Origin of the sequence: Streptomyces sp. 135 (assembly GCF_020026305.1) — a bacterium.
In the GTDB taxonomy this organism is placed as follows: domain Bacteria; phylum Actinomycetota; class Actinomycetes; order Streptomycetales; family Streptomycetaceae; genus Streptomyces.
The window spans coordinates 8,091,622-8,113,967 of sequence record NZ_CP075691.1; the positions used below are offsets into that span (position 1 = coordinate 8,091,622).

Annotated in this window: 7 protein-coding genes; all 7 read left to right on the forward strand. The window is 72.5% G+C overall.

Annotated features, from left to right (window positions below):
* Window positions 1–196 precede the first annotated feature (196 nt).
* The 7 genes from dpgC to KKZ08_RS35850 all read left to right on the forward strand — a co-directional run bounded on the left by dpgC (window position 197) and on the right by KKZ08_RS35850 (window position 22,337).
* Window positions 197–1,501, forward strand: a complete 1,305-nt coding sequence (gene dpgC / locus KKZ08_RS35820; RefSeq protein WP_223778398.1) for a (3,5-dihydroxyphenyl)acetyl-CoA 1,2-dioxygenase DpgC — start codon at window positions 197–199, stop codon at window positions 1,499–1,501.
* 13 nt (window positions 1,502–1,514) lie between these two features.
* On the forward strand, window positions 1,515–2,315 hold the full coding sequence (locus KKZ08_RS35825; RefSeq protein WP_223778399.1) for an alpha/beta hydrolase: 801 nt from the start codon (window positions 1,515–1,517) through the stop codon (window positions 2,313–2,315).
* A 97-nt stretch (window positions 2,316–2,412) separates the two neighbouring features.
* Complete coding sequence (locus KKZ08_RS35830) at window positions 2,413–2,637, forward strand: MbtH family protein (RefSeq protein WP_223778400.1); 225 nt, start codon at window positions 2,413–2,415, stop codon at window positions 2,635–2,637.
* 47 nt (window positions 2,638–2,684) lie between these two features.
* Complete coding sequence (locus tag KKZ08_RS35835) at window positions 2,685–4,832, forward strand: ABC transporter ATP-binding protein (RefSeq protein WP_223779330.1); 2,148 nt, start codon at window positions 2,685–2,687, stop codon at window positions 4,830–4,832.
* 198 nt (window positions 4,833–5,030) lie between these two features.
* Window positions 5,031–6,293 carry an ATP-binding protein gene (locus KKZ08_RS35840; protein ID WP_223778401.1) on the forward strand — a complete coding sequence of 421 codons (1,263 nt, stop codon included), beginning with the start codon at window positions 5,031–5,033 and terminating at the stop codon, window positions 6,291–6,293.
* A gap of 238 nt (window positions 6,294–6,531) precedes the next feature.
* Complete coding sequence (locus KKZ08_RS35845) at window positions 6,532–17,637, forward strand: non-ribosomal peptide synthetase (protein ID WP_263303385.1); 11,106 nt, start codon at window positions 6,532–6,534, stop codon at window positions 17,635–17,637.
* Window positions 17,634–22,337: a non-ribosomal peptide synthetase gene (locus KKZ08_RS35850; RefSeq protein WP_223778403.1), complete on the forward strand. Its 4,704-nt coding sequence runs from the start codon at window positions 17,634–17,636 to the stop codon at window positions 22,335–22,337. Before KKZ08_RS35845 ends, KKZ08_RS35850 begins: the two co-directional genes overlap by 4 nt.
* Window positions 22,338–22,346 lie beyond the last annotated feature (9 nt).

Sequence of the window (22,346 nt, forward strand, 5' to 3'; positions counted from 1 at the left end):
CGGATGGCCTGGGCAGTCCGGGCGGCCCGCACACCCCGGTCAGCTCGGTCACCCCGGTCAGCTCGGCCACCCCGGACAGCTCGGCCACTCCGGCCACCCGGGAGAGCCCGGCCACCCCGAACAACCCAACCGCTCCGCCGAAGCCGCGCCCCCGAACCCCGCCGCTCACCATGACGTCCGGGACATCTGGTCGGCCATGGCCGCCTCCTCTGGAGTCGTCGCCCATGTCGAGAGGCTCGTGGCGAGCCTGCCGGCGCCGCCCGAGCGTACGTCCGGCCAGCGGGCCGAGATGGACGCCGCCAAGGACGCGGCCCGCGCGCTGCGGGTCGCCTTCCTCGACACGTATGCCGACGCCGTGTACGACCTGCTGACCGCGGGCCGCACCGTGGCCCTGCGGATCGGTGAACTCCTCGACGCCGCTGCCACCGAACTGCCCGGCCTCGTGCCCGACGAGGACCGGCTCGCGGGCGAGCGGCGCAGGCCACAGGCCGCCAAGGAGGGGCACGAGATCGACCAGGGCATCTTCCTGCGGGCCGTGCTCCGCTCGCCGGCCGCGGGCCCGCATCTGCTCGACGCCATGCTCCGGCCGACTCCCCGAGCCCTCGCGCTCCTCCCGGAGTTCACGCGCACCGGCGTCGTGGAGATGGAGTCCGTACGCCTCGAACGGACCGACGACGGCGTGGCGCGGCTGACCATGTGCCGGGGCGACCGCCTGAACGCCGAGGACACCCGCCAGGTCGACGACATGGAGACCGCCGTCGACCTCGCCCTGCTCGACCCCGCCGTACGCGTCGGGCTGCTGCGCGGCGGCGAGATGAGCCACCCGCGCTACCGCGGCCGGCGCGTGTTCAGCGCGGGCATCAACCTCAAGAGTCTCGGCTCCGGCGACATCCCGTTGGTCGGCTTCCTGCTGCGCCGCGAACTCGGCTATCTCCACAAGATCGTGCGCGGCGTACCCGCCGACCACCCCGGCCAGTGGCACTCGCCCCGCCTGGAGAAGCCGTGGGTCGCCGCCGTGGACGGCTTCGCCATCGGCGGCGGCGCCCAACTCCTGCTCGTCTGCGACCACGTGCTCGCCGCGTCCGACGCCTACCTCAGTCTGCCCGCCGCCAAGGAAGGCATCGTTCCCGGCGTCGCGAACTTCCGGCTCAGCCGATACGCGGGCCCCCGCGTCTCCCGCCAGATCATCCTCGGCGGTCGCAGGATCAGGGCGGCCGAGCCCGACGCCCGGCTGCTCGTCGACGAGGTAGTCGAGCCCGAGGAGATGGACGCCGCCGTCGAACGGAGCCTGGTTCGGCTCGACGGCGCCGCGGTCCTGGCCAACCGCCGCATGCTGAACCTCGCGGAGGAACCCCCGGACGCGTTCCGTGCGTACGTGGCGGAGTTCGCGCTCCAGCAGGCCCTGCGGATCTACGGCCAGGACGTCATCGACAAGGTCGGCCGATTCGGCGCCGACCGGCCGGACGCGCCGGGGAACGGCACCGCGGCCGCCCACGGATGAAGGGGACACCACGATGCCGATCGCCCGGGCCAACGGGGTCGAACTCGGTTACGACGAGTACGGCACCGGAGAGCCGATCGTCATGGTCACCGGTACCGGCGCGCCCGGCCGGATGTGGCGCACCCACCAGGTGCCCGCCCTCACCGCGGCGGGCCACCGGGTCATCACGCTCGACAACCGGGGGATCCCGCCGAGCGTTCCCTGCCCGGAGGGGTTCACCCTCGACGACATGGCGGCGGACATCGCGGGCCTCATCGAGTATCTCGACGCGGGACCGTGCCGGGTCGTGGGCTACTCGCTGGGCGCCATCGCCGTGCAGGAACTGCTCCTGGCCCGCCCAGGTCTCGTGCGCCAGGCCGTCCTGATGGCGACCAGCGGGCGCTCGGACACCCTGACCGCCGCCATGACGGCCGCCGACCGGGACCTCGGCGACAGCGGCGGCACCCTCCCGCCCCGCTACGCGGCGTACGTGCAGGCCCTGCAGAACCTCTCGCCGCACACCCTCAACGACGAGGAGCGGCTACGGGACTGGCTGGCCGTCTTCGAGCTGTCGGCCGTCGACCCGTCGTCCGCCCGCGGCCTGCTCGGACTCCAGCTGATCCCGGACCGCCGCCACGCGTACCGGCGCATCAGCCGCCCGTGCCTGGTCATCGGATTCCAGGACGACCTGGTCGTCCGCCCGCACCTGTCACGGGAGGTCGCGCGGAGCATTCCCGGCAGCGTCTATGCCGAGATCCCCGGCTGTGGTCACTACGGATATCTGGAGAGGCCCGCCGCCGTGAATAGCGCGATCATCGACTTCTTCACGACCTGAACCGGGCGGCCGTCCTGGACGGCCTTGTAGGCCCTCATTGCGCCCGGCTAGCGTAAAACACGTCCTGCCGACGGAAATTGAATTGATCGGAGTGGTCATGCCGAACCCGTTCGACGACGAAAACGGCACCTTCCTGGTTCTCGTCAACGACGAGAACCAGCATTCGCTCTGGCCCTCCTTCGCCGAAGTGCCAGCCGGTTGGCAGACCGTCTTCGGCGAGGACACGCGCCAGGCCTGCCTCGATTACATAGAGGAGAACTGGACGGACATGCGGCCCAAGAGCCTCATCGAGGAGATGGACAAGTACGAAGCCGCCGGCTGAGCGCGCCCGGACCGAAACGACAACGGAAACGGGAGGTTTTCGTGGCCATGATCGGCGGCCCGGGGCCGGTACTGATGAGCGGTATGGGGCCGGACCAGCCGGTGACCAAACAGCGGATCAAGCCCGGCACGGCGAAACGCGTGATCCCCTACACGAAACCGTATCGGCTCAGCATCGTTCTTTTCCTGGTCATCACCGCGCTCAATGCGGGAAACGTGGTGGCCACGCCCCTTCTGTTCATGTACCTCATCGACAACGGCATCGTCGAAGGCGACACCTCGGTGGTCGTGTGGATCTCCGTGGCGGTCGCCGGCATCGCGCTCCTGAGCACCGTGCTGGGGTTCGCGGAGGCCTGGTACTCGGGCCGGATCAGCGAAGGGCTCATCTACGACCTCCGCACCAAGATCTTCGACCATGTGCAGCGGCAACCGCTGGCGTTCTTCACCCGCGCGCAGACCGGGTCGCTCGTCAGCAGGCTCAACACCGACGTGGTCGGCGCCCAGCACGCGGTCACCACACTGCTCTCCACGGTGACGTCCGCGGGCCTGACGCTGATCCTCGTACTGATCACGATGTTCTATCTGTCCTGGGTGGTCACCCTGATCTCCCTGGTGATCATCCCGCTGTTCATCCTGCCCGGGAAGCTGGTCGGCGGGCGGCTCCAGCGGATCATGCGGGAGCACATGCAGGTCAACGCCGAGGTCGGCTCCTTCATGAGCGAGCGGTTCAACGTGACCGGCGCCCTGCTGGCCAAGTTGTACGGCCGTCCCTCGGACGAGACCGGCATGTTCTCCGGGCTGGCGGCCAAGGGCCGGGACCTCGGCATCCTGACCTCCGTCTACGGCAAGATGCTCTTCCTGACGATGATGCTGGTCGGTTCGCTGGCCACCGCGCTCGTCTACGGCCTCGGCGGCAGCCTCGTCATCGAGGGCACCTTCCAGATCGGCACCCTGGTGGCGCTGGCCACCCTGCTCACCCGGCTGATGGGCCCCATCAACCAGCTCGCCGGCGCGCAGACGAGCGTACTGACCGCCTTCGTCAGCTTCGACCGGCTCTTCGAGATCCTCGACCTCAAGCCGCTGATCTCCGAGAAGCCGGACGCCGTGCCCCTGCCCGCCACGAGCGAGGGCGGCGGGACGGCGCCTGACATCGAGTTCGACGGCGTGTCCTTCCGCTATCCGCGGGCCGCCGACGTCTCGCTCGCCTCCCTGGAGTCCATCGCCCTGCCCACGCAGGAACGCGCGCAGAACGCCTGGACCTTGAGCGGCGTCAGCTTCACCGCGCCCGCCGGCAAGCTGACCGCGCTGGTCGGCCCGTCCGGCGCGGGCAAGACGACGATCACCCACCTGGTGCCGCGGCTGTACGACCCGGTGGAGGGCGCCATCAGGATCGGCGGCCACGACATCCGCGACGTGACGCTGCGGTCCCTGAACGACGCCGTCGGCATGGTCACGCAGGACGCGCACCTCTTCCACGCCACCATCCGCGACAACCTCACCTACGCGCGCCCCGACGCCACCGAGCGGGAGCTGGTCGAAGCGTGCAAGGCGGCCCAGATCTGGCAGCTGATCGAGACGCTGCCCGACGGCTTCGACACCGTCGTGGGCGACCGCGGCTACCGGTTCTCCGGCGGCGAGAAACAGCGCGTGGCCATGGCCCGGCTGCTGCTCAAGGCCCCGCCCATCGTCGTCCTCGACGAGGCGACCGCGCACCTCGACTCGGAGTCCGAGGCGGCGCTGCAACGGGCCCTGAAGACCGCGCTGAAGGGCCGCACCTCGCTGGTGATCGCCCACCGCCTGTCCACCATCCGCGACGCCGACCAGATCCTCGTCGTCGACCAGGGCCGGATCCAGGAGCGCGGCACCCACGAGGAACTCATGGAACTGGACGGGCTCTACGCGGAGTTGTACCGCACCCAGTTCTCCCGCCAGCCGTCACAGAACGGCGCCGCGCCCGCCGGGGCCGAGTCCGAGAACGGCGCCGCGCCGGTGCCCGAACCGGTCGGCGGCCCGCCCGGCACCATGTTCACCGCCGGTCCTGGCGGCTCCTTCCAAGGCGGTCCAGGCGGTCCAGGCGGCCCTGGCGGACCCGGTGGTCCGGGAGTCTTCATCACACCCGGCGGCCCCGGTGGCCCCGGCCCCGGACCGCACGGCCCCGGACCAGGACCCGGCGGTGTGCCCCCGGGCCACGGGTGAGCACTCTCCCGTAGCGGGACCCGCGCCGGCCCCTTCGCGGCGGGTTGCGCGGGAGCGGCCCGGGGTCCGCGCCGCGGGAGTAGCCTGACAGATGTCTGGGTGCCTCCGTGGGGGTGAGCGGTGAGGGTGCTGCGCAAGGAAGGCACGACGGCCGAGGACGCCGCCCGCCGGGCGGCTCCCCGGCGGTGGAGCCGGATCGTGACCCGTCTGACGCCCCGCCGGGTCCGCGTCCGGCTCACCCTCCTGTACGGGGGGCTGTTCGTCGTGTCGGGCGCCGTCCTGCTGACCATCACCTATGTCCTGGTGAACCGTTCGAACGGCATGCTCGTCTTCAGCCGTGGCAGGTCGGGCCCCTCCGGAGACGCCAACGCCCGCATATACACCGGTGACGGCGCGTCGCCCATCCTGGACCGCTTCGCCGAGGCGCAGCGACAGCAGGCGCAGCGCCAGCACACACTGGAGATGAACCGCCTGCTGTTCGAGTCCGGCGTCGCCCTGGCGATCATGTCGGTGATCGCGATCGGCCTCGGCTGGTTCGTCGCGGGCCGGGTGCTGCGGCCGCTGCGCACCATGACCTCCACCATCCAGCGGATCTCCGCGCACAACGTGCACGAACGCCTGGACGCCGAGGGCCCGGCCGACGAACTGAAGGACCTGGCGGACACGGTCGACGGGCTGCTCGGGCGCCTGGAGGGGGCGTTGGACTCCCACAAACGCTTCGTGGCCAACGCCGCGCACGAACTGCGTACGCCGCTGACCGTCGAACACGCGTTGCTCGAGGAGTCGTTGATAGACCGCGACGCGACCATCGAGTCGTTCCGGTCCAACTTCGAGCGGCTGCTGGTGCTGAGCGAGCAGCAGGCACGGCTGCTGGAGTCGTTGCTGACCCTGTCCAGCAGCGAACGTGGCCTGGACCGCCGCGAGCCGCTGGAGCTGGCCGAGCTGGCGGGCAAGGCGGTGCTCGGCTGCCGCGAGCAGGCGCGGCGGCGCGGGCTGCGGGTGGAGGCGGTGACCGAACCCGCGGGCACCTGCGGCGACAGCGCGCTGGTCGAACGCCTGGTGGCCAACCTCCTGGACAACGCCATCGGTTACAACGTGCCGGACGGGTGGGTGAAGGTCGTGACGCGCGTCGTCGCGGGCGAGCACGCCGTCGTACGGGTGACCAACTCGGGCAGGCGGATCCCCCCGGAGCGGGTGGGGCGTTTGTTCGAGCCGTTCCAGCGGCTCGACCGCACCGCGGCCGACGGGCACCACGGCCTTGGCCTGTCGATCGTGCGCTCCATCGCCGCCTCCCACGACGCGACCTTGAACGCGCACGCCAGGCCGGAGGGCGGTCTCGTCGTCGAGGTCGCCTTCCCGTTGCGGACGGTGGAAAGCCCGCGGGCCCGGCATCACGACGGCGGACACCGCCTTTCCCACACCGCCTCCGTGACGGCCGCGGGCGACTCGACCTCCCGGTAATTCCCCCGCCGGATGATTCCGGCTCCGCCGCGGGTGATTGCGCCTTCCGGCGGTCACCGTGGACGGTCGCCTCCATTCCCTCTCGGCCATAACATCGAATCAACCGCACATGTTCATGCGCCTGCCCTGTGTCCAAGTGCGCGAAGTGCGCGGTTGGACGGCTCGGCAAGGGAAACAGCCGACGCGGATCGCGCGGCGAGGGGGAATGATGAACGGCACCGCTGGTCGCACTCTGCCCTTGTTCGATTCCCAGGAAGGAATCTGGCTGGCGCAGCGCGTGGAAGGCTCCCGCCGGATGTACGGGGTCGGCCAGTACGTCGCGATAGCCGGGCCGGTCGACTCGCGAATATTCGAGAAGGCTTTACGGCACGTCGTCGCCGAAACGGAAATTCTGCGCGTGCAATTCGTGGCGGACGGCGACAAGGCGACGCAGGTCGTCGCCCCCGAGCATCTCCACTCCTCTTCTCTCCGCCTCCTTCACCGCGTCGATCTCAGCGCCGACGAAAATCCGACGGCGGCCGCCGAGAAATGGATGCGGGCGGAACTACGTCAGGAGACGGGCCCGCATTGCGGCCGCCTCTTCTCTTACACCCTTTTCCGCCTGGCCCCTGACCGATACGTGTGGTTCCAGCGCTACGACCACCTGTTGATGGACGTTTTCGGCTGTTCCCTCGTGGCCCGCCGTGTCGCGGACGTCTATACGGCGATGCTGCGGGGCCGGGCACCGGAACCGCCCGGACACGCCTCGCTCGACGACCTGCTGGAGCGGGAGTCCGCGTCCCGCGCCTCGGAGCGTCATGCGCTCGACCGGCAGTACTGGCTCGACCACTTCGCCGACCGTCCCGACCCGGTCGACATCCCTGGACGGGGCCCGGCCGCACGGCCCGAGGACGAGCGGGAGAGCGTACGCGAGGGCGAGCGGGAGAGTGTTTGGGAGGGCGTCGGCGAGAGCCCGCACGAGGTGCTGCGGGAGACGGGGCAGCTGCCGCCGTCCGCCGTGGAGGCTCTGTGCGCGGCGGCCGCCCGGGCCGGGGTCGGCTGGCCCAGGCTCGTCGTCGCGGCGGTCGCGGCCTTCACCGGCAGGTTGACGGGCTCGGCCGAAGCCGTCCTGAGCCTGCCCGTCTCCGGCCGCGTGAGCGACCAGGCGCGACGGACCCCCTGCACGATGGCGAACATGCTCCCCGTGCGGCTGCCCGCGGCCGCCGGCATGAGCCTGCTCGACCTGGCGCGGGAGGCGGGCCGCGAGATCAGCGGCCTCCTCGCTCACCAGGGCTTCCGGGGAGAGCGGCTGCGCCGCGAACTCAACTGGCCCACGGGCGACCGATGGCACTTCGGGCCCGCCGTCAACGTCATGCCGACGGCCGGCGAGAGCCTGTGGTTCGGCGAGCACCGGGGCATCGTCCGCGACCTGTCGAGCAGGCGCGTCGAGGACTTCGGCGTGCTGGTGAGCGGCTGGTCCGAGGGCGAGGGCATGCCGATCACCTTCGAGGCCAACCCCGCGGCGTACGACCGTGACTGGCTCCGTGCGGTGCACCGGTCCTTCCTGACGTTCCTGGAGCAGGCGGTGCGGGAGCCGTCGGTGCCCGTGGGGCGCGTCGAAGCGCTGGACGGGGCCGAGCGCGCCGCGCTGGTGAAGGGAGGCGACGCCACCGGGCGGCCGGCGGCCGCGGAATCCGTGCCCGCGCTGCTCGCCCGCCGGCTCGCCTGGTCGATGGACGCCGTGGCCGTCGTCGACGGCGAACAGGCCTTGACCTACGAACAGTTGGACGCGGCGGCGGGTCGGCTCGCGTCACATCTGGCGGGCGCCGGAGTGCGGCGCGGGGACCGCGTCGCGGTGGTGATGGGGCGCTCCGCCGAGCTGATCGTCGCCCTGCTGGCGGTGTGGCGGGCCGGCGCCGCCTTCGTGCCGGTCGACGTGGCGTATCCGGCGGAGCGGGTGGGGTTCCTGCTGGCCGACTCGGATCCGGCGGCGGTGCTGTGCACCAAGGCGCACCGGGACGCGATACCGGCAGGCACGGGACCGGAGCCGATCGTGCTGGACGACCCCCGGGTACGCGCCGCCGTCGCCGCGTGCCCGGTCGACGGCCCCGCGGTCTCCGTGGGCGGGCAGGACCTCGCGTACGTGATGTACACGTCGGGGTCGTCGGGGGTCCCGAAGGGCGTGGCGGTGCCGCACGGGGGTGTGGCCGCGCTGGTGGACACCGGCGCGGGTTGGTCCGTGGGCGCGGGTGACACGGTGCTGATGCACGCGCCGCACGCCTTTGACGTGTCGTTGTTCGAGGTCTGGGTGCCGTTGGTCGCGGGGGGCCGGGTGGTGATCGCCGGGCCCGGCGTGGTGGACGCGGGGCGGGTCCGCGCGGCGGTCGCGGACGGGGTGTCGGCGTTGCATGTCACGGCGGGGATGTTCCGGGTGTTCGCGGAGGAGTCCCCGGAGTGCTTCACGGGGCTGCGCGAGGTGCTCACGGGCGGTGACGTGGTGCCGCCCGGCGCGGTGGCGCGGGTGCGGGATACGTGCCCCGAGGTGGCGGTGCGGCATCTGTACGGCCCGACGGAGATCACGCTGTGCGCGACGTGGCACGTGCTCCCCGCGGGTGTGCCGGGCGGCCCGCTGCTGCCGATCGGCCGCCCGCTCGGCAACCGCAGGGTGTACGTGCTGGACGCGGTGCTCCAGCCGGTCCCGGCGGGTGTGGTGGGTGAGCTGTACGTGGCGGGAACGGGCCTGGCGCGTGGCTATGCGGGACGGGCGGGGCTGACGGCGGAGCGGTTCGTGGCCTGCCCCTTCGCGGCCGCCGGCGGGCGGATGTACCGGACCGGGGACCTGGTGCGGTGGACCCGCGAGGGCGAGTTGCTGTTCGTCGGGCGTGCGGACGAGCAGGTGAAGATCCGTGGCTTCCGGGTGGAGACCGGCGAGATCGAGGCGGTCCTCGCCGGGCACGGGTCGGTGGGCCAGGCGGTCGTGGTGGCCCGCCAGGACGGTCCGGGAGACAAGCGGCTGATCGGATACGTGACTGCGGACGGACCGGGTGCCGACGGGCAGGAGCTGCGTGCGTACGCAGCGGATCGGCTGCCCGAGTACATGGTCCCGGCGGCGGTGCTCGTCCTCGACGCGCTGCCCCTCACCGTGAACGGGAAGCTCGACCGGGCCGCCCTGCCGTCGCCGGACTTCATGGGCACGGGAGGCGGCCGTGGCCCCGCCACGCCCGTGGAGGAGGTCTTGTGCGGGCTGTTCGGCGAGATTCTCGGCCTCGGGCGGGTCGGCGCCGATGTGTCGTTCTTCGAACTGGGCGGTGATTCGCTGCTCGGGATGCGGCTGGTCACCCGGGTGCGGGGGGTGCTGGAGGCGGAGGTCGGGATCGCCGAGCTGTTCGGCGCGCCGACCGTGGCGGGTCTCGCGCGGCTGATCGACGGCCGCGAGGGCTGGTCGCGGGAGCGGGTCGTGCTGCGGTCGCGGGTGCGGCCGGATGTGGTGCCGTTGTCGTTCGCGCAGCAGCGGATGTGGTTCCTGAACCGGATGGAGGACTCGGTTCCCGGGGCGGCCGCCGCATACAACCTGCCGCTGGTGATGCGCATTTGGGGTGCGCTTGATGTGGCCGCGCTGGAGGCGGCGCTCGGTGATGTGGCCGACCGGCACGAGAGCCTCCGTACGGTGCTGCCCGACCGTGACGGCGTTCCGTATCAGCGCGTGCTGGACGGCGAGGAGGGCCGTCCGCCTTTTGCCGTGACGCCGACTGCTGAGGAGCTGGTGCCGGAGGTGCTCGCCGAGCAGCTGGGCGAGGGCTTCGACCTGCGGGTGCATGTGCCGTGGCGGGTTCGGCTGTTGGTGGTCGGTCCGGGGGAGTTCGTGCTGTCGGTGGTGGCGCATCACGTGGCGGTCGACGGCTGGTCGATGGGGGTGCTGGCGCGCGATCTGGAGGCGGCGTACGCGGCCAGGAACGAGGGGCGCGCGCCGGGTTGGGCGCCGCTGCCGGTGCAGTACGCGGATTACACGCTGTGGCAGCGGGAAGTCCTGGGCGAGCTGGACGACCCGGCCAGTGCGCTCGGTGGCCAACTGGCCTACTGGCGCCACACCTTGTCGGGAGCTCCGCAGGAACTTGCGCTTCCCGCAGACCATGGCCGACCCGCGGTGCCGTCGTACAAGGGGCGCCTGGTGTCGATGGCGGTGGGCGCGGAGACACATGCGCGGCTGGTCGAGATCGCCGGTCGGGGCAGGGCGACGATGTTCATGGTGGTGCACGCGGCGGTGAGTGTGCTGCTCGCCCGGATGGGTGCGGGGGAGGACATCCCGCTGGGAACCCCGGTCGCCGGTCGCGGTGACGAGGCCCTGGAGGACCTCGCGGGGTTCTTCGTGAACACGCTGGTCCTGCGGACGGACCTCAGCGGTGACCCGACCTTCACGGAGTTGTTGGAGCGGGTGCGGGCCACGGACCTGGCGGCGTACGCGCACCAGGACGTGCCCTTCGAACGCCTCGTCGAGGAGCTCAACCCTTCCCGCTCCGTGGCCCGCAACCCGCTGTTCCAGGTGATGCTGGCCCTGCTGAACGTCCCCGAACCGGAGTGGAGGCTGCGGGGCGCGCGGGTGCGTCCGCTGCCGATGGTCGCGCCGGCCGCGCGGTTCGACGTCGCGGTGACGCTCACCGAACGGCGTGACGAGCGGGGCGCTCCGGCCGGGGTGGACGGTGAACTCCTGCTGGCCGCCGACCTGTTCGACGAGGACACGGCCCGGAAGCTGGCCGGGCGCCTGGCGTGCGTCCTTGAGCAGATCGCCGCCGATCCACAGGTCCGGCTCAGTGACGTGGACGTCCTGACGGCGGACGAGCGTGTGCGGGTGGTGGAGCGGTGGAACGACTCCGCCCTGCCGGTGTTGCCCTCGTCGGTCGTCGGCCTCTTCGAGGAGCGGGCGGCGCGCTCGCCGCACGTGGTGGCGGTGCGGTGCGGCACCGACGTACTGACGTACGGGGAGCTGGAGACGCGGGCGAATCGTCTCGCCCGGTATCTGGTCGGGCTTGGTGTCCGCCGCGAGGGCAGGGTGGGGCTGTGTCTGCCGCGTGGCGTCGACATGGTCGTCGGCGAGCTGGCGGTGTGGAAGGCGGGCGGGGCGTTCGTGCCGCTGGATCCGGAGTATCCGGCGGACCGGCTGGCGTTCATGGTGGCCGACAGCGGCGCGCAGGTGGTGCTCGGCGTCGGCGAGCCCCCGGCCGCGGCCGTACCCACCGTGCGTCTCGACGACCCGCGTACCGCGCGAGAGATCGCGGCGACGTGCGCCGAGCCCCTTGGCGCGACCGTCCTGCCGGACCAACTCGCCTACGTCATCTACACGTCCGGGTCGACAGGGCGTCCGAAGGGCGTGGCCGTCGCCCACGGCGGCGTCGCGAACCTCGCCGAGGCAATGCGGCCGGCGATGGCGGTGGCCGAGGGCGTCGCCGTGCTGCAATTCGCGTCGTTCAGCTTCGACGCGGCGGTGCTGGACGTGGCGGTGACACTGGCCGCCGGGGGGACGCTCGCCATCGCCTCCGCCCAGGAACGGGCCGAACCCGCGGCGCTGGCCCGGATGATCGACGCGGCCGGGGTGAGCACGGCGAGCGTGGTGCCGTCGCTGTTGGGCGTGCTGGACCCGGCGGCCGTGCCCGGCGTCCGGAACTGGGTCCTCGGCGCGGAACTGCTGACCGCGGACCTCGCGAGCCGGTGGACTCCACGGGCGCGGGTCTGGAACACGTACGGGCCCACCGAGGCGACGGTGATGGCCACGCTCGGAGCGGTCGACGCAGGGATCGGCGCGAGCGACGAGCCCCCGCCGATCGGACGCCCGCTGGCCACCATGCGGACCTACGTGCTCGACGGCTTCCTGCGGCCGGTGGCCCCGGGTGTCGTCGGCGAGCTGTATGTCGCGGGGCCCGGTGTGGCGCGTGGCTATGTGGGACGGGCGGGACTGACGGCGGAGCGGTTCGTGGCCTGCCCCTTCGCCGCCGTCGGCGGGCGGATGTACCGGACCGGCGACCTGGCCCGGTGGACGGCCGACGGCCAGTTGCTCTTCGCCGGGCGCGCGGACGACCAGGTGAAGATCCGGGGCTTCCGGGTGGAGCTGGGTGAGGTCGAGGCGGCGCTGACCGCCCACCCGGCGGTCCGGCAGGCCGTGGCGGTCGTGCGCGAGGACCGGCCGGGCGACCGGCGCCTGGTCGCCTGTCTCGTACCCGAGGAGGGACGGCACGACCTGGACGCCCGGGAGATCCGCGACCAAGTGGCGCTCCGCCTCCCGGAGTTCATGGTCCCGTCGGCCCTGCTCGTCCTCGACGCGCTGCCGCTGACGGTGAACGGCAAGGTGGACCGGGCGGCGTTGCCCGCGCCGGACCTCACCGCACGAGTCCATGGCCGGGAGCCGCGTACGCAGACCGAGGAGATCGTGTGCGGGCTGTTCGCGGAGGTGCTCGGACTCGAGTGGGTGGGGGCCGACGACGGGTTCTTCGAACTGGGCGGTGATTCGCTGCTGGCGATGCGGCTGGCCGCCCGGGTGCGGGGGGTGCTGGAGGCGGAGGTCGGGATCGCCGAGCTGTTCGGCGCGCCGACCGTGGCGGGTCTCGCGCGGCTGATCGACGGCCGCGAGGGCTGGTCGCGGGAGCGGGTCGTGCTGCGGTCGCGGGTGCGGCCGGATGTGGTGCCGTTGTCGTTCGCGCAGCAGCGGATGTGGTTCCTGAACCGGATGGAGGACTCGGTTCCGGGGGCAGCCGCCGCGTACAACTTGCCGCTGGTGCTCTGTGTTTCGGGTGCGTTGGACGTGGCCGCGCTGGAGGCGGCGCTCGGTGATGTGGCCGACCGGCACGAGAGCCTCCGTACGGTCTTCCCCGACCTCGACGGTGTCCCGTACCAGCGGGTTCTGTGCGGAAGCGCGGGCCGCCCGCCCCTGACCGTTGTGCGGACCGACGAGGAGCTGGTGCCGGAGGTGCTCGCCGAGCAGCTGGGCGAGGGCTTCGACCTGCGGGTGGATCTGCCGTGGCGGGTCCGGCTGCTGGTGGTCGGTCCGGGGGACTTCGTGCTGTCGGTGGTGGCGCATCACGTGGCGGTCGACGGCTGGTCGATGGGGGTGCTGGCGCGCGATCTGGAGGCGGCGTACGCGGCCAGGAACGAGGGGCGCGCGCCGAGTTGGGCGCCGCTGCCGGTGCAGTACGCGGATTACACGCTGTGGCAGCGGGAAGTCCTGGGCGAGCTGGACGACCCGGAAAGCGCGCTCGGGGGCCAACTCGCCTACTGGCGTGAGGCGTTGGCGGAGCTGCCGCAGGACATCGCCCTGCCCGCAGACCGGGCCCGGCCCGCGGTGCCCAGCTTCGAGGGGCGCCTGGTGCCGGTGGCGACGGACGCCGGGACGCATGCGCGGCTGGTCGAGATCGCCGGTCGGGGCAGGGCGACGATGTTCATGGTGGTGCACGCGGCGGTGAGTGTGCTGCTCGCCCGGATGGGTGCGGGGGAGGACATCCCGCTGGGAACCCCGGTCGCCGGTCGCGGTGACGAGGCCCTGGAGGACCTCGCGGGGTTCTTCGTGAACACGCTGGTCCTGCGGACGGATCTCAGCGGTGACCCGACCTTCGTCGAGCTGCTGGAGCGGGTGCGGGCCACGGACCTGGCGGCGTACGCGCACCAGGACGTGCCCTTCGAACGCCTCGTCGAGGAGCTGAACCCGACCAGGTCCCTGGCCCGCACCCCCCTGTTCCAGGTGATGCTGACCCTTCAGAACGTGCCCGAAGCCACATGGGATCTGCCCGGCGTGCGGGTGAGCCCCGCGCCGCTGCCGCCCCGGCTCGCGGCCCGCTTCGACCTGGCGGTCTCCATGGTCGAACGCCGCGACGTCCTCGGCGCTCCGGCCGGGCTGGACGGCGAACTCCTCTACGCCACCGATCTGTTCGACGAGAACACGGCCCGGGCACTGGCGGACCGCCTGGTGTGCGTCCTTGAGCAGATCGCCGCGAATCCGCAGATCCGGCTCAGTGACGTGGACGTCCTGACGGCGGACGAGCGTATGCGGGTCGTGGAGCGGTGGAACGACTCCGCCCTGCCGGTGCCGCCCTCGTCGGTCGTCGACCTCTTCGAGGAGCGTGCGGCCCGCTCGCCGCACACGGTGGCCGTCGAATCGGGAGTACACGGCGAAGGCGCCCTGACCTACGGCGAGTTGGCTGGGAAAGCGGCACGTCTCGCGCGGTACCTGGTGTGTGCGGGCGTGGGCCCCGAACGCCGGGTGGCGGTCGTGGCGGAGCGATCGCCGGCGCTGGTGGTGTCGCTCCTCGCGGTCTCGATGGCCGGCGGGGTGTACGTCCCCGTGGACCCTGAGTATCCGGCGGACCGCGTGGGACACCTGCTGGCCGACTCCGACCCGGCGGTGGTCCTGTGCACGACGGCGACACGGGGCGCGGTACCGACGGAAGCCACCGGGAGCCCGAGCCACCCGAACGCGACGAAGCGCACGGGCTCCGCGCCCCGGATCGTGGTCATCGACGACCCGGCGGTCGCCCACGACGTGGCGTCGCACGCGGCCGGCCCGCTGCGACCCGCGGAGCGCCTGGCACCCCTGGCGGAGGGCAACGCCGCGTACGTCATCTACACCTCGGGCTCCACCGGCACCCCGAAAGGCGTCGCGGTCACCCACCACGGCCTGCGCAACGTCGTCGAGGACAACCTCCGGCGATACGGACTCGACGAGGACAGCCGCGTCCTGCAACTCGTCTCGCCGAGCTTCGACGTCTCCATGGCAGACATCTGGCCGACACTCTGCGCGGGCGCGCGCCTGGTCCTGGCGCCGGCGAGGCTCGACGCCTCCGGCGACGAACTGACCCGCCTGGCACGGGCCCGGCGCGTCACCCACCTGGCGACGACCCCCACGTACCTCATGCAGATGCGCGCGGAGGACCTCCCGGAGCTGCGGCTGCTGATCACCGGCGGCGAACCCATGCCGCCCGAGGCCCGCCGCCGCTGGCAGCGGGGCCGCACCATGTACAACCAGTACGGCGTCACCGAGGCGACGATCATCTCGACGGTGAGCGCGGTCCGGCGCGACCACGACGGTGCGACGCCGATCGGCGGCCCGATCGCCAACACACGTGTGTACGTGCTGGACACGTCCCTGCGGCCGGTGCCGGTCGGTGTGCCCGGCGAGCTGTACGTCGCCGGTGCCGGGCTCGCCCGCGGCTATCCGGGGCGGGCGGCGCTCTCCGCGGAGCGCTTCGTCGCGAGCCCGTTCGGGGCGGGGGAGCGGATGTACCGCACCGGGGACGTCGTGCGGTGGACCGGCGAGGGCGAACTGCTCTTCGCGGGCCGCGCCGACAACCAGATCAAGGTGCGCGGGCACCGGATCGAACCCGGCGAGATCGAGTCCGCTCTCGCGGGCTGCCCGGGTGTGCGCGAGGCCGTGGTGACCCTGCGCGAGGACCGCCTGATCGGCTACGTGGCCGCCGACCCGGAGGCGGTGGACGGGCGGACGGTACGCGCGTACGCCGCCGGGGTCCTCCCCGAGCACATGGTGCCGACGGCGGTCCTGGTCCTGTCCGCGCTGCCGCTGACCGCCAACGGCAAGCTGGACCGGGCCGCGCTCCCCGCGCCCGACTTCGCCGAGCGCGTCTCGGGCCGCGAGCCGCGCACGGAGACCGAGCGCATCCTGTGCGACCTGTTCGCCGAGATGCTGCGCCTCGAACGTGTCGGCGCCGACGACGGCTTCTTCGAACTGGGCGGCGACTCCATCAGCTCCATGCAGCTGGTGTCGCGGGCACGCAGGGCGGGGCTTGTCATGACGCCCCGGCACGTGTTCGAGGAGAAGACGCCCGAGCGCCTCGCGGCGGTGCTGGAGGCGGCGGGGTCGGCGGAGCGCGCCGTCGCCGACGTCGGCGTGGGAGAGCTGCCCTGGACGCCGGTGATGCGGGCGTTCGGTGAGCACGCCACAGGCGCGCGGTTCGCCCAGTGGATGACCGTCGGCGCGCCGGCGGGGCTCGGCCTCGACGTGCTGGCCGCCGCGCTCGGCGCCCTGCTCGGCACACACGACATGCTGCGGGCGAGGACCGTCCCCGGCGAGCCGAAGCTGATCGTCGGCGAGCGGGGGCCGGTGGACGCCGGGAGCCTCGTCGCGCGCGTGGACGCGGTGGACGCGGCGGCCGATGTCCTGGACGACATCGCGGGACGGTCGGCGTCGGCGGCGGCCGCGCACCTCGACCCGGCCGCCGGCGTCCTGGTGCGGGCCGTCTGGGTCGACGCGGGGCCCGGCCGCACCGGGCGGGTCGTCCTCGTACTGCACCACCTCGTGGTCGACGGCGTGTCCTGGCGCATCCTGCTCCCGGACCTCCAGGCGGCGTGCGAGGCGGTGGCCGCCGGGCGCCCGCCTCGGCTGGACCCGGTGGGGACCTCTTTCCGGCGCTGGGCGCACCTGCTCGCCGCACAGGCGCGCGACGAGAGGCGGGTCGCCGAACTGGACGGCTGGATCTCGGTGCTCGGCACGGCCCGGCCGCCGCTGGGCGCGAGGGCCCTGGATCCGGCGAAGGACACCGCTCGGACCCTCCGCCGGCGCTCGTGGACGCTGCCGCCGGAGCAGGCGGCCACTCTCGTGGGCCGGACCCCGGGAACCTTCCACTGCGCGGTGCGCGAGGTGCTCCTCGCGACCTTGGCGGGCGCGGTCGCGCACTGGCGGCCGGAGACGGCCGACGGGCTCCTGGTGGACATCGAGGGGCACGGCCGTGAGCCGCTGGAGGGTACGGACCTGTCCCGTACCGTCGGATGGTTCACCGGCGTGCACCCGGTCCGCCTGGAGGTGACCGCCGCTGACCTGGACGACGCCATGGCCGGCGGCCCGGCGGCGGGTACGTTGGTGAAGGCCGTGAAGGAACAGGTCCGGGCCGTGCCCGGCGACGGTCTCGGCCACGCGCTCCTGCGGCGCCTCAACCCCGAGACGCGCCCGGTCCTGCGGGCCGCGCCGGCCGCGCAGATCGGTTTCAACTACCTCGGCAGGTTCGCCGCCGCGACGGCGTCGGGCGAGGTCCGCGACTGGCAGCCGGCCGGGGCGGCGGCGGTCGGCGGCTCCACCGAACCGGAGCTGCCGGTGATGCATGTGGTGGAAGGGCTCGCGGTGGTCAACGACACCCCGGACGGACCCGAACTGACCGTCACCCTGAGCTGGCCCGGGCAGCTCCTGGAAGACACCGACGTGTGGCGCCTGGGCCGCGCCTGGGTGCGGATGCTGGGCGGCCTCGCCGCCCACACGGACGAACCCGCCGCCGGTGGCCACACCCCTTCCGACTTCCATCTCCTCGATCTCGAACAGGACGAGGTCGACCAGTTCGAAGCGATAGCAGCCAAGTTCGAGGAGGGCCTGTCCCGGTGAAGTCTTGGACCGCCGCAGAGGAAGCGGACCGCACATTGGCCGACGGACCGGCTCACGCATCGGCGCACGGATCGGCCCGCGCCTCGGCCCACGCATCGGCGCAGGGCCCCGGCCGTGGCTCCGCCCTGGCGGGAGTGTGGCCGCTGTCGCCGCTCCAGGAGGGGCTGCTCTTCCACGCCGACTTCGACGACCGGGGCCCCGACGTCTACGCCGTGCAGTTCCAGCTCGCCGTCGAAGGCCCGCTGGACGCCGACCGGTTACGGGCATCCTGGGAGGCGCTCCTCGACCGGCACGCGGCGCTGCGGGCGAGTTTCCACCGCAGGAAGTCGGGCAAGGCGGTGCAGCTCATCGCCCGCAACGTGACACTGCCCTGGCGCGAGGCCGACCTGTCGGCGCCTGCGGACCCCGACCGCACGGCCCTGGCCGAGGAACTGGCCGCAGGGGAGCGGGCGGAGCGCCTGGACCTGACGGTCCCCCCGCTGCTCAGGCTGCTCCTGATCCGGCTCGGCCACCACCGGCACCGGCTCGTCGTGACCTCGCACCACCTCCTGATGGACGGCTGGTCGATGCCGGTCCTGCTAGACGAGCTGTCGCGGGTCTACGCCGCGGGCGGCGACGCTTCCGTACTCGAACGGGCCGCGTCGTACGGCGACTACCTGGTGTGGCTGGGCCGGCAGGACAAGGAGGCGGCGCGGACCGCCTGGCGCGCGGAGCTGGCCGGCCTCGACGAGCCGACCCTCGTGGCACCCGCGGAAGCGGGCGGGACGCCGGTGCTGCCGGACGAACACCTGATACGCCTCCCCGAGGCGACCACCCGGGCCCTCGCCGAGACAGCCAGGGCGCAGGGCCTGACGGTGAACACGGTCGTGCAGGGCGCGTGGGCGCTGGTTCTCGCGCGCCTCGCGGGCCGCACGGACGTGGTCTTCGGCGCGACCGTCGCGGGGCGCCCCGCGGAACTGCCGGGCGCGGAATCCATGGTGGGTCTGCTCATCAACACGTTGCCCGTACGGGTACGCCTTGACGGCGGGCAACCGGTGGCGGACATGCTCACGCGGTTGCAGGAACGCCAGTCCGCCCTGATCGCCCACCAGCACCTCGGTCTCTCGGAGATCCAGAAACTGGCAGGTCAGGGAGCCGTCTTCGACACACTCGTGGTGTACGAGAACTACCCCGCGCCGCCCGCCGGGCCGACCACCCCCGGCGCCCCCACCTTCACCGTCTCGCCGGGCGAGCAGGCGACCAACTACCCCCTGACCCTCGGCGTACTGCTGACCGACCGCCTCCACGTCCGCTTCACGTACCGGCCCGACCTGTTCGACCAGGGAACGGTCGCCGGGCTGGGGCGACGCCTGGTGCGGGTGCTCGAACAGATGGTGGCGGATCCGTCGGTGCCGGTGGGCCGGGTGGAGGTGACGGATGCTGTCGAGCGCGGCCTGGTGGTGTCTGACTGGAATGCGACGGGGGCGCGGGTGCCGGGTGTGTCGGTGCCCGGGTTGTTCGCCGGGCAGGTGGCGCGTGAGCCGGGCGCGGTGGCGGTGGTCGATGGTGAAGTCAGGCTGACGTATGCGGAGTTGGCGGGCCGGGCGGGGCGTTTGGCGGCGTATTTGGTCGGGCTGGGTGTGGGGCGGGGTGATCGTGTCGCGGTGGTGATGGAGCGGTCGGCTGATGTGGTGGTGGCGTTGTTGGCGGTGTGGGAGGCGGGTGCCGCCTACGTTCCTGTGGACCCGGAGTACCCGGCGGAGCGCGTGGCGTTGCTGCTCGCGGATTCGGACCCGGCGGCGGTGGTGTGCACCGGACGGACGCGAGGGGCGCTGCCGGACGAGTCGGCGGTGCGCCCGGTGGTGGTCGTGGATGACCCCGAGGTGGCAGCGGCGGTCGCTCGGTGTCCGGCGGGTCGGCGAGCCGGGGTGGTGGGCCCGGAGGATTTGGCGTATGTGATGTATACGTCGGGGTCGACGGGTGTGCCGAAGGGTGTGGCGGTGCCGCATGGGAGTGTGGCTGCGTTGGCCGGGGATGCGGGTTGGTCGGTGGGTCGTGGTGATGCGGTGTTGATGCATGCGCCGCATGCCTTCGATGTGTCGTTGTTCGAGGTGTGGGTTCCGTTGGTTTCCGGGGCTCGGGTGGTGGTGGCCGGTCCGGGTGCGGTGGATGCGCGGGGGGTGCGGGAGGCGGTTGCCGGGGGTGTGTCGGCGGTGCATGTCACGGCTGGTCTTTTCCGGGTGCTCGCGGAGGAATTTCCGGAGTGTTTCGTGGGGTTGCGGGAGGTGTTGACCGGCGGGGATGTGGTGCCGGCGGGTTCGGTGGCGCGGGTACGTGAGGTGTGTCCTGAGGTTGTCGTGCGGCATTTGTACGGGCCGACGGAGGTCACGTTGTGTGCGACGTGGCATGTGCTGCCGGTGGGCGCTAGGGGTGGACGTGTGCTGCCGATCGGGCGGCCGTTGGGAAACCGGCAGGTGTACGTCCTCGACGCGTTCCTGCGCCCGGTCGGACCGGGTGCGGTGGGCGAGGTGTATGTGGCGGGGGTGGGTCTGGCGCGGGGTTATCTGGGGCGCTCGGTGTCTACGGCGGAGCGGTTCGTGGCGTGTCCGTTCGGTGAGGGCGGGCGGCGGATGTACCGGACGGGGGATCTGGCCCGGTGGTCGGCCGAGGGTGAGTTGTTGTTCGTGGGGCGTGCGGATGAGCAGGTGAAGGTCCGGGGGTTCCGGGTGGAGCTGGGGGAGGTCGAGGCGGTCCTTGCGGGGCATGACGCGGTCGGTCAGGCGGTGGTGGTGGCCCGGCAGGGCGGCCCGGGTCTCGGCGAGAAGCGGCTGATCGGGTACGTGACTGAGAGCGGGCCGGGTGTCGACGCGCAGGAGCTGCGTGCATACGTGGCGGATCGGCTGCCGGAGTACATGGTCCCGGCGGTGGTGGTCGTCCTGGACGCGCTGCCGCTCACGGTGAACGGGAAGGTGGACCGGGCTGCGCTTCCCGCACCGGACTTCGCCGCACGGGTGATCGGACGCGAGCCGCGCACGGAGGCGGAGCGCATCCTGTGCGGGCTGTTCGCCGAAGTCCTGGGCCTGGAGCGGGTCGGGGCCGAGGACGGCTTCTTCGAGCTGGGCGGCGACTCGATCAGTTCCATGCAACTCGCTTCCCGCGCCCGCCGATCGGGCCTGGTGGTGACACCTCGGCAGGTCTTCGAGGAGAAGACACCGGAACGGCTCGCGCAGGTCGTGGCGGCGGTCGGGCAGGAGGCCGCGACGGTCGACGTGGGTGTGGGCGAGGTGCCCTGGACGCCGGTGATGAGGGCGCTCGGCGAGCGGGCCGCCCATCCGCACTTCGCGCAGTGGGTGGTGGTCGGGACCCCGGCCGGCCTCGGTCTCGACGTACTGACCATCGGGCTGGGCGCGGTCCTGGACACGCACGACATGCTGCGGGCCCGCACGGTGCCCGGCGAGCCGAAGCTGATCGTCGGCGAGGCCGGTTCGGTGGACCCCAGGGACTTGCTCCTGCGGATGGACGCGGCGGAAACCGGGCCCGGGGGCGCGGACGCGGTGGCACGCGCGGCGGCGCGGCGGCTGGACCCGGCGTCCGGAGTGATGGTCCAGGCGGTGTGGATGGACCCCGGCCCCGACCGGGCCGGCCAACTAGTCCTTGTCGCACACCACTTGGTTGTGGACGGCGTGTCCTGGCGGGTGCTCGTGGCGGACCTGCGGGCTGCCTGCGAGGCGGCGGCCGCCGGGCGCACCCCGCAACCGGACCCGGTGGGTACGTCGTTCCGCCGCTGGGCGGAGCTGCTGACCGCGCAGGCGAGCGACCGGCGGCGCCTCGCGGAGTTGCAGGACTGGCTGAAGCTGCTGGGCGAGCCCCCGTGCGCCCTGGTGCCCACGGCTCCGGACCCGGCCTCGGACACCGTACGCACCGTGCGCCGTCACACGTGGGCCGTGCCTCCGGAACAGGCCGAGACGCTGCTGACGCGCACACCGGCCGCGTTCCACTGCGGCGTGGACGATGTGCTGCTGGCCGGGCTGACCGGCGCGGTCGCGTACTGGCGGCCGGATGCCGCCTCCGGGATCCTGGTCGACGTCGAACGGCACGGCCGCGAGCCGCTGGACGGCGTGGATCTGTCGCGTACGGTCGGCTGGTTCACCAGCGCGCACCCCGTCCGGCTGGCCATGGCGGAGATCGATCCGGCCCAGGTCCTGACCGGTGGCCCGGCCGCCGGCGCCCTGGTGAAAGCCGTCAAGGAACAGGTGCGCGCGGTGCCGGGCGACGGGCTCGGCTACGCACTGCTGCGTCACCTCAACCCCCAGACCGGACCGGTCCTCGCGGCTGCCCCGGCCCCGCAGATCAACTTCACCTACATGGGCCGCTTCGCCGCCGAAGCGGCGGAGGACGGGACTGGCGGAGCCTGGCGGATGGCCGCGGGGAACGCCATCGGAGGCTCCGTCGACCCGGAAACTCCCCTGCGGCACCTGCTGGACGTCGGCGCGATGGTCCGGGACACCCCGGACGGGCCCGAGTTGACGCTCACGGTCAGCTGGCCCGGCCGACTGTTGGAGGACACGGACGCGGAACGCCTCGGGCGGGCCTGGGCGGACATGCTCGGCGGCCTCGCGGCCCACACCGCGGCCCCCGCCTCGGGCGGACACACGCCCTCCGACTTCCCGCTCCTGGACCTCGCGCAGGACGAAGTCGACGAATTCGACCGACTCGACTGACCCGACTGA